Annotated in this window: 12 protein-coding genes; 7 read left to right on the forward strand and 5 right to left on the reverse strand. The window is 41.2% G+C overall.

The window, feature by feature from the left end:
• Positions 1 to 126: 126 nt before the first annotated feature.
• Positions 127 to 1,257, reverse strand: a complete 1,131-nt coding sequence (gene hppD, locus ESA94_RS17205; RefSeq protein ID WP_129132179.1) for a 4-hydroxyphenylpyruvate dioxygenase — start codon at positions 1,255 to 1,257, stop codon at positions 127 to 129.
• Between the two features lie 226 nt (positions 1,258 to 1,483).
• Here hppD and ESA94_RS17210 point away from each other — a divergent pair, with 226 nt between their 5' ends.
• From ESA94_RS17210 to ESA94_RS17240, 7 genes are all read left to right on the forward strand, one after another.
• On the forward strand, positions 1,484 to 2,608 hold the full coding sequence (locus tag ESA94_RS17210) for a 5-(carboxyamino)imidazole ribonucleotide synthase (RefSeq protein ID WP_129132180.1): 1,125 nt from the start codon (positions 1,484 to 1,486) through the stop codon (positions 2,606 to 2,608).
• Positions 2,609 to 2,734: 126 nt separating this feature from the next.
• On the forward strand, positions 2,735 to 3,775 hold the full coding sequence (locus tag ESA94_RS17215) for an efflux RND transporter periplasmic adaptor subunit (protein WP_129132181.1): 1,041 nt from the start codon (positions 2,735 to 2,737) through the stop codon (positions 3,773 to 3,775).
• 6 nt (positions 3,776 to 3,781) lie between these two features.
• Positions 3,782 to 6,880: an efflux RND transporter permease subunit gene (locus ESA94_RS17220; RefSeq protein ID WP_129132182.1), complete on the forward strand. Its 3,099-nt coding sequence runs from the start codon at positions 3,782 to 3,784 to the stop codon at positions 6,878 to 6,880.
• The gene (locus ESA94_RS17225; protein ID WP_129132183.1) at positions 6,837 to 8,150 is read left to right on the forward strand and encodes a TolC family protein; all 1,314 of its coding nucleotides are present in this window, start codon (positions 6,837 to 6,839) and stop codon (positions 8,148 to 8,150) included. Before ESA94_RS17220 ends, ESA94_RS17225 begins: the two co-directional genes overlap by 44 nt.
• Positions 8,151 to 8,227: 77 nt before the next feature.
• Positions 8,228 to 8,629, forward strand: coding sequence for a four helix bundle protein (locus tag ESA94_RS17230; RefSeq protein WP_129132184.1), 402 nt, complete (start codon positions 8,228 to 8,230; stop codon positions 8,627 to 8,629).
• Positions 8,626 to 9,171: a 5-(carboxyamino)imidazole ribonucleotide mutase gene (purE, locus tag ESA94_RS17235; protein ID WP_262708037.1), complete on the forward strand. Its 546-nt coding sequence runs from the start codon at positions 8,626 to 8,628 to the stop codon at positions 9,169 to 9,171. The genes ESA94_RS17230 and purE overlap by 4 nt, the downstream gene beginning before the upstream one ends.
• Positions 9,172 to 9,207: 36 nt before the next feature.
• Complete coding sequence (locus tag ESA94_RS17240; RefSeq protein WP_129132185.1) at positions 9,208 to 10,026, forward strand: hypothetical protein; 819 nt, start codon at positions 9,208 to 9,210, stop codon at positions 10,024 to 10,026.
• On the opposite strand, the gene bshC is transcribed toward ESA94_RS17240, so the two are convergent.
• The 4 genes from bshC to ESA94_RS17260 all read right to left on the reverse strand — a co-directional run bounded on the left by bshC (position 10,027) and on the right by ESA94_RS17260 (position 16,158).
• Positions 10,027 to 11,622, reverse strand: coding sequence for a bacillithiol biosynthesis cysteine-adding enzyme BshC (bshC, locus tag ESA94_RS17245; RefSeq protein ID WP_129132186.1), 1,596 nt, complete (start codon positions 11,620 to 11,622; stop codon positions 10,027 to 10,029).
• A 66-nt stretch (positions 11,623 to 11,688) separates the two neighbouring features.
• Positions 11,689 to 12,522 carry an ATP/GTP-binding protein gene (locus tag ESA94_RS17250; protein WP_129132187.1) on the reverse strand — a complete coding sequence of 278 codons (834 nt, stop codon included), beginning with the start codon at positions 12,520 to 12,522 and terminating at the stop codon, positions 11,689 to 11,691.
• Between the two features lie 35 nt (positions 12,523 to 12,557).
• Positions 12,558 to 13,802, reverse strand: coding sequence for an NAD(P)/FAD-dependent oxidoreductase (locus ESA94_RS17255; protein WP_129132188.1), 1,245 nt, complete (start codon positions 13,800 to 13,802; stop codon positions 12,558 to 12,560).
• Position 13,803: 1 nt separating this feature from the next.
• On the reverse strand, positions 13,804 to 16,158 hold the full coding sequence (locus tag ESA94_RS17260; protein ID WP_129132189.1) for a glycoside hydrolase family 127 protein: 2,355 nt from the start codon (positions 16,156 to 16,158) through the stop codon (positions 13,804 to 13,806).
• Between the last annotated feature and the right edge of the window lie 8 nt (positions 16,159 to 16,166).

Raw genomic sequence — 16,166 nt, forward strand, 5'->3', positions numbered from 1 at the left:
ATGTGCACAAAAATAAACGAAATCCCTTGTTAAATAAGGCAGGAAAAACAACAAATATTCTGTCGTAACTATCACATATTGCAAAACGAAAAAGGAGCAGTATTTCTGCTCCCTTTTGCTATTGATTTACAGGTTTCCTCTTGCTTCCTGCTCTCTTTCTATGGCCTCAAACAAAGCTTTAAAGTTTCCTTTACCAAAACTCTGCGCTCCTTTCCGCTGAATGATCTCAAAAAACAGCGTAGGACGGTCTTCCACCGGCTTGGTAAATATCTGCAGTAAATATCCTTCATCGTCCCGATCTACCAGGATGCCCAATTCTTTTAATGGCTCCAGGTCTTCATCAATATGCCCAACACGATCGAGCAAATCATCATAATAAGTAGTGGGTACACGCAAAAATTCAACACCACGACTGCGTAAAGCCATGACGGTTTCCACAATATTATTAGTAGCAAGTGCTACATGCTGCACACCTTCGCCTGCATAATAATCGAGGTACTCTTCCACCTGCGACTTTTTCTTGCCTTCAGCAGGCTCGTTGATGGGAAACTTTACATAACCATTTCCATTACTCATTACCTTACTCATTAGTGCAGAGTACTCAGTTGAAATATCATTATCATCAAAGCTGAGGATATTGCGGAAGCCCATTACATTTTCATAAAAGCTTACCCATGGATTCATCTGGTTCCAACCAACATTGCCTACGCAATGATCAACATATTGCAATCCGGTTTGCCCGGTTTTGAAATAAGGGTTACTCCACGCACGGTAGCCCGGCATGAACACACCGTTATAATTTTTTCGTTCTATAAATAAGTGTACAGTTTCACCATAGGTATGAATACCACTTACTACAACTTCGCCATCATTATCGTTAAGCTTTGTTACTTCTTGGTATTGTTTGGCTCCTCGTTTGGTGGTTTCTTCCAGTGCTGAAGCAGCATCTTCTACTTTTAAGGCCAATACTTTTACACCATCGCCATGTTTATATACATGATCGGCCATTTCGTTGCCCGAACGTAACGGCGTGGTTAATACAAAAGTGAGTTTATTCTGACGCACTGCATAACTGGCAATATCTTTCATACCGGTTTCCGGACCGGCATAAGCCAATGGCTGGAAGCCAAATGCGGTGATATAAAAATGAGCTGCCTGCTTGGCATTACCTACATAAAATTCTACATAATCGGTACCGTGTAAAGGAAGAAAATCCTGTTGTACAGCACGGAGTTTGTTAACAGTAATTGTTGACATGATTGTTGATTTTTTTCTGTGAAGAAGAACGATAAAAAACATTGGTTCGGGAAGGAACCATTCTCAAACAATCAGTTAGAATCTGTCGCCAATACTTCCATCAGCAAACAGTAGTTGCTGCGTTTATCGTTGAAGCGTTTATTGGCATAATCGGGGTGCATGAGGCAAAATTAAATAAAACCATCAACTTCAAACGGAAATGCCATGAGCAACTATCTTTGCCGCCATGAAACGTATTGGTATCCTTGGTGGCGGTCAGCTTGGCCGTATGTTATTGCAGGTAGCAGCAAACTATCCTGTTGAAACATATATTCTTGAAAACGATGAGCATTGTCCTTCAGCTCATCTCTGTCATCATTTCACCAAAGGTGATATTAAAGATTTTGAAACAGTTTACCAGTTTGGTAAGGGTTTGGATGCAATTACCATTGAAATTGAAGCGGTGAATGTGGAAGCACTGGAAAAACTGGAAGCAGAAGGTGTAAAAGTATTTCCCAAACCATCGGCCTTACGCATCATCAAAAATAAAATTGAACAAAAGAAATTCTACCAGCAACACCAGATCCCTACTTCCGAATTTCTGATTACTGAAAACAAAGAAGAGCTGAAAGCATTTGCTTCCTTTCTTCCGGCAGCACATAAAATCGGTATGGGTGGTTACGATGGTAAAGGCGTTGAGTTATTAAAAACCGAAGCCGATCTTGAACGTGGTTTTGAGGCCCCTTCTGTTTTGGAAAAACTGGTGTCGATTGAAAAGGAAATAGCCATGATCGTTGCTGTGGGGCAAGATGGCGATACCACCATGTATCCGCCTGCCGAAATGGTATTCGACCCGTTGTTGAACCTGCTCGATTACCAGATATCTCCTTCTGTACTCCCCGAAAAAACATTGTGGAAAGTGGAAGCCATTGCCATGGCTGTTGTCCGTAATCTGCAATCGCCGGGCTTATTTGCTGTTGAACTTTTTGTTGATAAAAATGGCGATGTACTGGTAAACGAAACCGCTCCACGTGTGCACAACAGCGGTCATCACAGCATTGAAGGCAACTATTCATCGCAGTTTGATATGTTGTGGCGCATTATGCTCGGCTATCCGCTGGGCTGTACCGATGCTATCATGCCTTCGGTTATCCTAAACATTGTAGGAGATGAGGGTTTCAGCGGACCAGCCCATTACGAAGGATTGGAAGATGTATTAAAAATGGAAAACGCTTTTGTACATCTGTATGGCAAAGCACAAACCAAGCCCGGCCGTAAAATGGGACATGTTACCGTAATTGGTAAAGACAGGTCTGAACTTACCTACAAAGCCAACCGTATTAAACACCTGTTGAAAGTTAAATCGAAGTAACCTCTGCAGCGCAAAACAACGCTGTATATCCATCATTTGTAGCAGTTATGGAATAACATTTACCACTCATCCATTGAAGGGGTGTAAACAAGCTTCTGTGCTTACCTTTAGCCAATTGATATTCACATGAGAAGAACAATTACTATGGCAACTGCAGTCGCATTATTGGCTGTTGGTTGTAAAGACGATAAGAAACAGGCAGCTCCACAGGCAGGCAGACAGCAAGGCCCTATGACCGTAGTTGGTTATATTGTAAAAACAGGGGCAGTAAGCGAACCTTTGCAGCTACCGGGCACTTTATTACCAATGGAAGAAACAGAAATTCACGCCGAAGTAAACGGCCGTGTTGTTTCTCATGCCATTAACGAAGGAGCTTATGTTAACAAAGGAGCTTTACTGGTAAAACTGTTTGATGGCGATTTGCAGGCGCAGTTAAAAAAACTGGAAGTGCAATTACAGATCGCAGAAAAAACAGAAGAACGTAATAAAGAACTTTTAAAGATTAATGGCATCAGCCAGCAGGATTACGATCTCAGCTTTTTGCAGGTAAGCAACATTAAGGCCGATATTGAATTGATGAAAACCAATATTGCAAAAACAGAAATTCGTGCACCGTTCAACGGTCGTATCGGTTTCCGCAATATTTCTATTGGCGCCTATATTACTCCTGCAACCATCATCACCAATATTAAACAGGTGAACCAGATGAAACTGCAGTTCAGCGTTCCTGAAAAATACACTTCCAAAATTGCTGTTGGTCAAAGCATCAGCTTCTCTATTGAAGGAAATACAAAAAAATACCTGGCTAAGGTTTATGCAACCGAAGCAACCGTAAGTGAAACCTCACGTGGTATGAATGTGCGTTGTGTTGTTCAACAAAGCGATGCCGCATTGGTATCGGGTGCCTTTGCGAAAGTAGATATGGATTTTGCAAAAAACAGCAATGCTATACTTGTTCCTTCGCAGGCTGTATTGCCACAGGCAAGAGGTAAAAAACTCATCCTGTATAAAGATGGTGTTGCAAAGTTTGTAGATGTGCAAACCGGTATTCGTGATTCTGCCAATGTAGAAATTACGAGTGGTGTTGTTCCCGGCGACACCATTATCACCACCGGTTTACTTGGCCTTAAGCCCGATGCAAAAGTGAAACTCTCAAAAGTTCAATAATTAAGTATGACTATTTCCGAACTGAGTTTAAAGCGACCCGTACTGGCTATCGTGATGAACATCATGATCGTACTGTTTGGTGTTATCGGGTTTCGCTTTTTAGGTATCCGTGACTATCCGGCTATCGATCCTCCCAACATCAGCGTACGTACTTCGTACCCCGGTGCCAATGCCGATGTAATTGAATCGCAGATTACCGAACCACTGGAAAAAGCCATTAACGGTATTGCCGGTGTAAAAAATATTACCAGCAGCAGCAGCCAGGGTAACAGCAACATCAATGTTGAATTTGAATTGGGCTTTAACCTGGAAGAAGCGGCCAATGATGTGCGTGATAAAGTATCACAGACAGCACGCTCTCTTCCGTCCGATCTGGATGCGCCGCCTGTTGTTACAAAGGCCGATGCCAGCAGCGATCCTATTCTTTCCATGACCATTCAAAGTGAAAGCAGGAATCCATTGCAGGTAACAGAATATGCTACAAACAACTTACTTGAACGCATTCAAACCATTCCCGGTGTAAGTAATGTAATGATCTGGGGAGAGAAGCGGTATGCCATGCGTGTTTGGTTTGAACCGGATAAACTACTGGCTTATAATTTAACGGCAAAAGATGTACAGGCCGCACTGCAACGTGAAAACCTTGAATTACCATCGGGTAAAATTTCGGGTAATAGCATGGAGTTAACGGTGCGTACGTTTGGCCGTTTAAGTACAGAAGAAGATTTCAATAATCTTATTGTAAAGAATGTTGAAGGCCGTGATATTAAATTGAAAGATGTTGGACAGGCGATCCTTGGTCCGGAAAATGAAGAGAGTGTATTGAAGGAAAGCGGCATTCCCATGATCGCTCTTGCCATTGTACCGCAACCAGGCAGTAACTACGTAGCTATTGCAGATGAATTTTACAAACGTTACGAACAGATCAAAAAAGAAGTTCCTTCCGATATTAAGCTTGATGTGGGTATGGACCAGACAAAGTTTGTACGCAAATCAATTGCTGAAGTAGAGGAAACACTGGTGCTTTCATTTGCATTGGTGGTGCTCATCATCTTCCTCTTCTTCCGTGACTGGATCGTGGCAATACGTCCGTTGATCGATATTCCTGTTTCATTGATCGGTGCGTTCTTTATTATGTACCTCAGCGGTTTTACCATTAACGTATTAACGCTGCTGGCCATTGTATTGGCAACAGGGCTTGTGGTAGATGATGGTATTGTGGTAACAGAAAACATCTTTAAAAAGATGGAACAGGGCATGGACAAATACAAAGCTGCACGTGAAGGTTCCAATGAAATTTACTTTGCTGTCATTGCTACTTCCATCACACTGGCAGTTGTATTTCTTCCCATCATTTTCTTAGAGGGTTTTGTGGGCCGACTCTTCCGTGAGTTTGGTATTGTGGTAGCAGGTGCGGTATTGATCTCTGCATTTGTATCACTCACCCTTACACCTGTACTCAACGTTTATTTAACACGCAAAGGCGGTATGAAACATGGCTGGTTCTACCGTGTAACAGAACCATTCTTCCGTGCAATGGAAAACGGTTACCACAAAGCGCTTGTTGCGTTTATGCGTGTACGTTGGGTTGCGTGGGTATTGATCATCGCCTGCGGTGTAATGATCTATATGATTGGTGGCAAACTGCAAAGCGAACTTGCACCAATGGAAGACCGCAGTCAGTTTCGTTTGCAGGTAAGTGCACCGGAAGGTACCAGTTACGATGCCATGGATGCTTATATTGATAAACTGAACCAGTTGGTAATGGACAGTGTGCCGGAAACAAAAGTGCTCATCTCCGTCACTGCTCCCGGCTTTACCGGTGCAGGTTCTGTTAACAGTGGTTTTGTACGTTCATTACTGGTAGATCCAAACGAAAGAACACGTTCGCAACAACAGATTGTAGATGTAATTAACCGTAATCTGCCAAAGTATAACGAGGGGCGTGCATTTGCAATACAGGAACAAACCATTTCTGTAAACCGTCGTGGTGGTTTACCTGTTGCGTTTGTAATCCAGAATAACAACTTCGATAAACTGAAAGCCATACTGCCGAAGTTTTTAGAAGAAGCACAAAAAAATCCAGCTTTCAACAGTGTGGATGTTGACTTGAAGTTTAATAAACCTGAGTTGCGTTTAAATATCGATCGTTTGCGTGCAAGCGAATTAGGTGTAAGCGTTACAGATATTTCGGAACTGATGCAGTTATCGCTCAGTAACCGTCGCCTGGGTTATTTTATTAAAGACGGTAAACAATACCAGGTTATCGGACAGGTATTGCGTGATGACCGTGATGACCCTACCGATCTGAAAAATCTATTTGTTCGTAATGCTTCGGGGCAAATGATTTCTGTAGATCAGTTTGTTTCGTTCGAAGAAGAAACAACACCACCAACATTGTATCACTTTAACCGTTACAAATCGGCAACCATCAGTGCAGGTTTGGCACCGGGTAAAACAATTGGTGATGGTATTAAAGAAATGCAGGCGATTGCAGATAAGTTGTTAGACGAATCGTTCAACACTGCCCTTTCCGGTAACTCACGTGATTTTGCAGAAAGCAGTGGTAACACTTTTTTCGCATTTGGATTGGCACTTATTCTCATCTTCCTGGTATTGGCTGCACAGTTCGAAAGCTTTATCGATCCGATCGTTATCATGGTAACTGTACCATTGGCGATAGCAGGTGCCTTGTTCTCTTTGTGGTTATTCGATCAAACGATCAATATCTTTTCGCAAATTGGTATGATCATGTTGATTGGTCTTGTAACCAAAAACGGTATCCTCATTGTGGAATTTGCCAACCAGAAAAAACACGGCGGTATGTTGAAGAAGCCTGCAGTAATTGAAGCAGCAACCATGCGTTTGCGACCGATTTTGATGACGAGTCTTGCAATGGCGTTAGGTGCATTACCGTTAGCGCTTTCATTGGGTGCAGCATCAACCAGTCGTATTCCGTTAGGTATCGTAATTGTGGGTGGTATCATGTTCTCGTTGATCCTTACATTGTTTGTGATCCCGGCCATGTATTCGTACCTCTCATCCAAAAAAATTAAAGTGAATGAAGAAGAAACTGCAACTGTTATCAGCAATCTTGCTGATTAGCAGTATCGCTTATACACAGGCATCAACCACGCTTACCATCGATGAAGCAATTAAAATTGCCGTTGAAAAGAATTTTGATGTGGAGATCGAACGCAATGCCCAACAGATCGGCGCCATCAATAACAATTGGGGTACTGCCGGTTTGCTTCCAACAATCAGTGCAACATCTACTATTGGTATTGCATCGAATAATCTTGAACAACGTTTAAGTAACGGTACTACCATTAAACGTAACGGTGCTCTCCTGCGTAATCTTAATGCAGGTTTTGCCGTAAGCTGGCGTGTATTTGATGGTATGCGCATGTTTGCAACCAAGCGCCGGTTAGAAGAACTGGAAAAAATCGGAGAACTTAGTTTCCGCAGCCAGGTGAATACAACGGTGTTTAATGTGATTGCTGCTTATTATCAGATTGTACAACTCAATCAACAAAAAAAAGCATTACAGGCAACCATCAAGTTTTTTGAAGAACGTAAACAAATTGCTGAAAGCCGCTTTACTATTGGCACTGCTCCTAAAACTGATTTCCTGCAAGCTGAAGTAGATTTAAATCAACAAAAAGGAAATCTCTTAACAATCGAAAACAGCATACGCATTGCAAAAGCCGATTTCAACAATTTACTTGCACGCAAGCCGGAAACTGTTTTTGAAGTACTGGATGTAATTGAACCGGATGCAGGATTAACATTTGCAGGCCTGGTAACAAAATCGGAAAGCGATAACTACGATCTTTTACTTGCGCAAAGTAATTTAAGTGTGTTAGTACAACAGAAGAGAGAGATTATTGCGCAACGTCTACCTTCTGTTACATTAAACGGCAACTTCAACTTATCGCAAAGCCGTAACGATGCAGGTTTTACTTTGTTTAACCGTAACCTTGGTCCCAGTGGAAACATCGGAATTGCCGTTCCTATTTTCCAGGGTGGAAATATTAAACGCCAGGAGCAGGTTGCTGATATCAATATCAAAAATCAACAGGTAATTATTGACCGGTTGAAAAACCAGGTGTACACCAATCTGCTGAATGCCTATTCTAATTTTCAAAATGCACTCAACTTAGTGAAACTTGAAAAAAGTACATTGAGTTTGATTGAAGAAAACAATATGATCTCAACAGAGCGTTTTCGCAAATTAGCCATTACATCACTTGAATTAAGACAAGTGCAGATCGATTATATCAACGGACAAACACGTTATATCAACTCGCTGTATATGGCCAAGCTTGCAGAAGCAGAAATGAAGCTATTGGCGGGAGATTTGAATAAGCTGTAATGTTTCTGGTTTTTTGTTTATAGTTTATTGTTGAGGTTCTCTATTTTTAAGGAAGCTAAACTTATAAACAAAAACAAATGGCAACTATTCACAAGTTTGAGGAGTTGGAAATTTGGCAACTTGCAAAAGACTTATACGAAACAATCTCACCACTATCAGACAAGCTAAAGAAGAACAAAGATTTCAGGTTTGCAGAACAGATAAAATCTTCATCGGGTTCCATTATGGACAATATTGGTGAAGGTTTTGAGCGCAGCAGTCGCTTAGAATTTATCAACTCCCTTGGCATTTCTAAAGGTGAAGCCGGTGAATTAAAATCCCAATTGCACAGGCTAAATATCGACACATACATTACCGAAAAAGAGTTTCAAGAACTTTACAAAAAAGCTGATACCTTGTGTGCTAAAATCGCAGCCTTTATGAGCTATTTAAACACAACAGCACATAAAGGTTTAAAATTTAAAGACAGACAAAAGTGAAAGAACAAGAAACAATAAACAAAAAACCAGAAACGGTATTGGTTGGCATTATTATGGGCAGCGACAGCGATCTTCCTGTTATGCAACCCGCTGCAGACATCCTCAAAGAATTTGGTATCGACTATGAGTTGACCGTAGTATCCGCACACCGCACACCGTTGCGCATGGTAGAATATGCCAAAACTGCTAATGCAAGAGGATTGAAAGTGATCATTGCCGGTGCCGGCGGTGCTGCCCATTTACCGGGCATGGTTGCCAGCATTACTACTTTGCCGGTTATTGGTGTGCCTGTAAAATCATCCAACTCAATTGATGGATGGGATTCTGTTTTATCTATTTTACAAATGCCCAACGGTGTGCCGGTGGCAACAGTAGCATTAAATGCTGCAAAGAATGCAGGTATACTTGCTGCTGAGATCATTGGAACATTCGATGAAGCTGTTTCAGCAAAAATTGCGGCTTACAAAACAAACATGAATGATGAAGTGCTTACGAAAGTTGAGAAGCTGAAACAACAGGGCTGGGAAAATAAATTCGATTGATCTGCATTCTATTCCTTATCAAATAAAACATCTGCTATGAAATCACAGTTACATTTTTTTGCTTCTGCAATACTGTTGAGCATGCTGTTCAGCTCATGCACACTATTCCGTTTTGCTTATTCGCCAACCATCCAACAGATTCCTGCATTCAAAGAAAAAAATGAATCAAGGATCATTGCTTCTGCTGCAAGTTCATTAGTTGGTACAGAAAACAGTTACAGCGTGCAGGGTGCTTATGCAGTAACCGATCATTTTGCATTAACCGCTGCATGGAATGGTTCGTTACGCAGCCAGGACGAATTAACCACAAGTAATGGCAGCGGAACAACAACTACGGAAGTAGTTAAATACAATCGTACCTCTGCCGAATTTGGTGCAGGTATCTTCTACCCTGTTTCATTAGACAAACAGGTATTTTTTGAATTGTATGGCGGATATGGTTTTGGTAAAAATGATATCACTGATAATATGACGACGAATAATGGGGGTAATGGTTTCCATAAAAGCAAAACCAACAGATTCTATTTTCAACCATCATTCAGTTTTCATCCCGGTAATAATTTTACGCTTACACCTGCATTGCGTTTTACTTCTATTGGTTACACCAACATTCAAACCAATTACGACAATAATGAATTGGAATTATACCAACTGCTCGAAATTGCCAATAAGCGTTTGCTTTTTATTGAACCTGCATTAATGACCAGCTTTGGTTTTGAAAGTGCGCCCTGGTTTCGCATACAGGCACAAATGAATGTATCGTTGCTAACAGGTAGCACAAATACAAACTACCGCAGCAACTATTTCAGTATAGGTTTTCAGTTCGATCCGGTAAAAGCAGTTAAGAAGAAATAATTATAAGGATAATACCACAAACTCCTGTTCAAGGGAAAGAGAATGTTGATACAACGCATCAATAAAACTCTTTCCTTTTTTTGCATAAAAGCTTAAGAAACTTTCTTTGCGTTCCTGTAAGCCGTTTCCGGGGAAGAGTTGCTGCTTTACTGTCTGTATTTGTCGTTGTTCATCGGCATATTTTCTTTTTTCTGCACGAATGATTTTCTTCTCCAGTTCCTGCAAACGATAAATGGCATTCACCTTTAACGACTCCACATGTTGCAGCAACGTAGGATCAACTGCAGAAGCTTGGGTCTTCAACAATTCATATAACTCTTCAGCTTTTGTTAAGCTGCCATTGAGTTGAATTTTATTTACTGTTGTGCGATGTACATAATCATTCAGCAATGCTTCACTGTTCTTGAAAAATTCTTCAACAGTAAAACCAAGTTTCTCCACCTTATCGATCCATTGCTGTTCCGTTACAAGAAAAGAATTCCGAACGATCAAAACAGGATACGGTACTTTATAGTGAGTAAACACTTCTTTCAATTCCAGCCAGTAAGCCAATTCACCACCACCACCAATAAATGCAATGTTGGGCAATATGGTATCCTGGTATAGTCCACGCAAGATCACATTCGGACTGAAACGTTCGGGATGTTCCTTCAACTCTTTCAGCATTTCTTCCTTGCTAAACTTAATCGTTGTGTTTGCAACAGCAAAACCATCCCCATCTGCTTCTATCCGTTCACGCAGGTCTTCATCAAAATAAAATAAATTGATCTCTCTTCCACCCGCCTGCACTTTGTAATTCTTTTCAAGCGATTCAATTGTAGCAGCCACATGTTTCGATGAAGAGCGATTGAGCAACTCATCTTCAAACACAGGTATCATCTGTTGCTTCAACTCTTTTGCATCAGCAATGATGACGATCAAGCCAAATCGTTCAAACAGGAAATGCACAAATGAAAAAGTTGCATCCTGTATGGTTGTTTTTTCTTTGTAGGCTGTAAGCAATGCATCTACAATTTCTTTTCCATGTGGCTCCACCAGTAATTGTCCACTAATGGCATGAATCAGTTGTGTGATGTTCTTATCGATTACCATTTTACCAAACGCACCATTCTGTTGCGTTGCCCATTGGTACTTTACACCGTTCACTGTTGCATAACTCAGCTCTTCAAAATCGGCATCTTCGCTACCCATGTAATAAACGGGAACAAAATTGTGTTGTGTTAACTCCTGTTTTAAGGAATCGGCCAGTTTAATAGCATGCAGAATTTTATAAATAAAATACAGCGAACCTGTAAATAAATTGGGCTGATGTGCGGTGATAATCGTAAATGTATTTTCCTGCAACAACAGATCAATATTGCGGTTAACCGCTGCCGATTCACTTACTGCAGCATATTGTTTTTTCAGGTGATCGACCAAAACAGTTCGATTGGTATTAAACGCCGAACGTTGTGCAATGGCTTGCTTAATACCTTCGATGTTTGGGCGATGCACATAAAAAGGCTTTAATGCCGCAGCATCATCCAGGTAATCCAAAACTATAGTTGAAAAAGCAGCCGTGTTACGGTAACTGATCCGTTGCGATGTACAGTCCATACGTTTTGTAAAATTAGGAACATCCGGACGGTTACAAACAACCGTCCGACAAGTTTTCACATTCCTTTATTTTAGTTCGTAGGCTACTACTGTGTTTCGCCAGAAAGTGGGAACATATACGATGCGTTTCGCAGCATCATAGCCAATATCAGCCGAGTTGATCTTTTGTTCCCTTCCATCAAGGAGCACCTGTTTCGTTCCATCCGCATTTACATAATAAACAACGCCGCCCCATGTTGATACAAGAAAATCACCACCTGTAATATTTTCGATTCCGTCAGTACCACCTTCCATGCCTTCGGCAAGTTTAGAGAGCGAACCATCTTTTTCCATACGGTACATCGTACCCGCATCAAGCACATATAAATTGCCTTTGTGTTTTAATACACCGTTTGGTCCTTTTAATTTTGAACTATCGAGCAGGATAGATGCTTTGCCTTCTTTCACTTCATATACTCGTCTTGCTTTAGAATCGGTCACATACACTGTTCCGTTTTCTTCTGTGGATACATCGTTTAAACCTGCTGAACCTTCAATAGCAATACGTTCACTGATCGTTCCTTTATTAATATCGATCACCACCAGTTCAGTAAGATCAGCAACGTACAATTTGTTTTTATGTAAACCCATTCCCTTTGGTGCATTCAAACCTGTTATCCATTCTGCAGAAATTATTTTTCCATCCAACCCTACTTTACCAACGCTTCCTTTTCCATCTTTACCCCAAGGTTCTTTACCATCAATATTTGTGATGTAAAGCACTTTGTTTTTTCCATCGAAATAAACTGATTCAGGAACTTTTAAAGTGGTGTCTGTTTCCCACAATTTTACCAGTTGATGTTGTGCTGTTGCTGTAAACAGGATTGAAGTAAACAGAAGAACAGATGCAAGCTTTTTCATATTATGTATTTGCTGTTTGAAAAGAGAACAGCAAATTATGAAAACCTTTTGGGATTGTAAGGCTTTATATCCACACTAGTCATTTGATCGTTTGCAATTTCAGCAACCAGCTTGCCGGTTCCTGCGCCAACGCTTAAACCGATCATAGCATGACCGGTAGCAATGATGGCGTTCTGTTTTATTTTTCCGATATAGGGCAAGCCATCAGCCGAACAGGGACGGTAACCATACCAGATATTTTCAGGCGAAGGAACAGGAATTTTAAACTGCGGAACAAAACGTTCAACCGCATTTAAAATACCTTCCACTCTTTTATAACGGGGAGGCGTTTTTGTGGAGGTAATTTCCATCGTACCACCAAAGCGGATCTTGTTTCCATCCATTGGCGTGATGGCTACACGACCTTCCTGCAATACTGCCGGATGATTGAATGTAAACGGCGAATCCTCTAACGTAACAGAGTAACCTCTGCCGGGCATGAGCGGCAAATTAAGATCAAGCTTTGCAGCCATTTCTCTCGACCATGAACCGGTAGCGATCACTACCATATCTGCATCGTAACGTTGATTGTTGCAAATAACAGATTTGATCTGATCATTCTTCATTTCAAAACCGGTTACTTCCTGTTTGGAAATTAACTGTACGCCTTTTTGCTGAAGGATGTTGATTAATCCTTTCATTAATTTCTGCGGATACAAATGTGCATCGCATTTAAAATACAATGCACCACGTATGTTGAGTTCAACCTGTGGTTCCATTGCCTGTACTTCCTCTTTCGATAACATCACCGCTTCCAGTCCAAGCTTTGCTGCATCTGCTGCTGTGTGATGTGCATGTTCTTCATTGGCTTCTGTTTGAAACATTTCGAGCAGGCCTTTCTTTTCATACGCAAAATCAAAACCCGGAATGTTTGTCCACTCTTCATACAACTGCTGACTGAGCAACGCAATATCACGGAGAGGGATAGCCGATTCAGCAACATGCTTCGTTGTCGCACTTTTCATAAACTTCAATCCCCAGGAAATAAGTGCAGCATTTAAACGTGGCTCCACATAAAACGGGCTTCTTGAATTCCACATCCATTTCAAACCCTGCGTAACAATACCCGGTGTTGCCAACGGCACAAAATGGCTGGGACAAACATAACCTGCGTTGCCATACGAGCAGTTATCGGAAAAATCATCTTTATCCAGTACCGTCACATCCCACCCGCTTTGTTGCAGATAGTAAGCAGAACTTAACCCGATAATGCCGCCGCCGATAACTATTGCTTTGCCCATTTTATTGTTGCTCTTTTATTGTTCGTACGCCAAAAACACGACCTGCTGTTTTACCATGATTCGCATCGATCTTTACTGTGATCTTTGTTTTTCCGGCGATCATGTTTGCAGGCAGTTTATATTCCATATCATAAAACTTACCCGTCTTGCCGCCTTTCCATTCTACAGTTACAAGTTTTATCCCATCAACCAGAATATCAAATACACGATCCTTGTCATCGCCGATATAAGTTAACAGCAAGGTATTATTTACAGATGCATCCACTTTCATTTCAAACTCGAAATAGTTATTACTTCTTGCTTCACGACCCATACGATCCATTGCATTGCTTACATAAGAACGTTCTGTTGCTTTGAGATTGTGATCACGCTCAGGTTGCATTTCGCCCACACGGAAGTGATCGATTGTTCTGTTTTCAATTTCCTGCACACGCTTTTTCTCCGCTTCATAATCGGCCTGCAGTTTGGTAAACTCATCAGGTGTAAAATAATCCCAGTACACACTGTAATACTGATCGTATGTTTGATAGAACGGGATCAGTTTTACATCAAATGGTTTACCCACTCCTTTCATTTGAAATTGTAAAGATGAAGTTGACTGAATCCAATCATTCACATTACGGTTTGTAGTTAGCAACACCGGCACACCAACAACAGGGTCGGGTTTTTCTTTGCCCAGCAAACCTGCCAATACCAACGGACCGTACTTGAATGCAATGCGGTTAGGATTATCCGGCATTGCTTCAGTGTAGAGATTCATATCGAGATCAACTGTTACCACATCGCCATTTTTCCATGCACGAGTTACAGATAAATAACCTGCTGCATCTGCCTCTGTTTTTACTGATCCGTTGTTTACTTTGACAACAGCAGTAGCTACACTCCATGATGGCTTACGTATTTTGAGTGTAAACGAAGTTAGTGTTGAAGCAGTAACAACCAGTTTTGCCTGTTTGCTTTCAGGTATATAGTTTGTTTGTGTAATGCGGATGTTTTTTTCCTTCCAGTTCAATACAGAAGGAATGAAAAGATTGACATAGAGACTATTCTTTCCATCGTAACTGTAGATCTGCTCAGCATACTTTGCATGATTTTCGATACCGCTACCCACGCAACAGGTGAACGTATTAAACTGGTCGCTGAATTGTTTTTTTGTTCCCATGCGCAGCGGAACAAAATAAGTCATCATACCGTTCTCAGGATTCTGCGACGCAAGAATATGATTGTACAGAGCACGTTCGTAATAATCCATTAATTGTGCCGAAGGTTGCCAGGCAAACAAATGTCTTGTCAGCTTCAGCATATTGTAAGTGTTGCAGGTTTCGCAGGTGTTATCGCTCAAACGATCGTTGAGTTTACCGGCTTCTCCACAATACTCATAGTTACTGTTACCACCAATGACATAGCTGTGGTTGTGTACCATCGTTTCCCAAAAGAAAGAAGCAATGGTCTGATCACTTGTATTCCCTGTTAATTCGTATTGTCTTGCGCTGCCAATTGCTTTTGGCACGTTGGTGTTGCTGTGTTTGCCGGGCAAGGGATCAATGCGTTGCGCCAGTTTGCCCATTACAAACTCATCGTAAAACTTATACGACAGATCAAGATATTTTTTATTGCCGGTGAAGGAATAAATATTCGCCAGCACATCGTTCATGCCGCCGTATTCACAGTTCAACATTTTTAAACGTGTTGAATCGGGAAGATGATTGACAGTGTTATATGTCCAGTCGGCCATTCCTGTAACCAGCTTTAATGCTTTATTGCTGTTGCAATACAAATACGCATCGCACAAACCTGCCATTACTTTATGCACCGTGTACCAGGGACTCCATCCGCCATTCAGATCAAACCCGGATGATTTGATTTCTCCTTTTGCTACTTTACCAAAAATGGAATCTTCTTTTGGTATGGCGCCAATATAACCGGTCTTGCGTGCAAGCTGACAACGTTCCAGTTCAGCAACGATATAATCAATACGTTTCTTGAACTCCGCATTGCCTGTTGACACATACATCATCGATGCCGCAGATAAATAATGCCCCAATGTATGACCTGATAATCCATCACTCTCCCATCCGCCATAAATCGAATCTTTCACCGGCAGTCCTGCATTTTTATAAAAACGATACAACAAACGATCAGCACTTAATGAAAGTAGGTAAGCACTATCGAGCTGCATAGCTTTTGTAAACGGACTTGGCAACAACTTCACATCATTCAACGGAAAAGCAAATGCATTCACCTTTACAACAGGTTGCACTTTTACTTTTGCGTTCTTCTTTTCGGGAATGTATGATTGTGCAGTGCAAAAAACCAATGAGGACAAAAGAGCAACTGTGCAGATTAATTTCTTCATGATACTTA

This window comes from Lacibacter luteus (genome assembly GCF_004118265.1).
Lineage (GTDB): Bacteria > Bacteroidota > Bacteroidia > Chitinophagales > Chitinophagaceae > Lacibacter > Lacibacter luteus.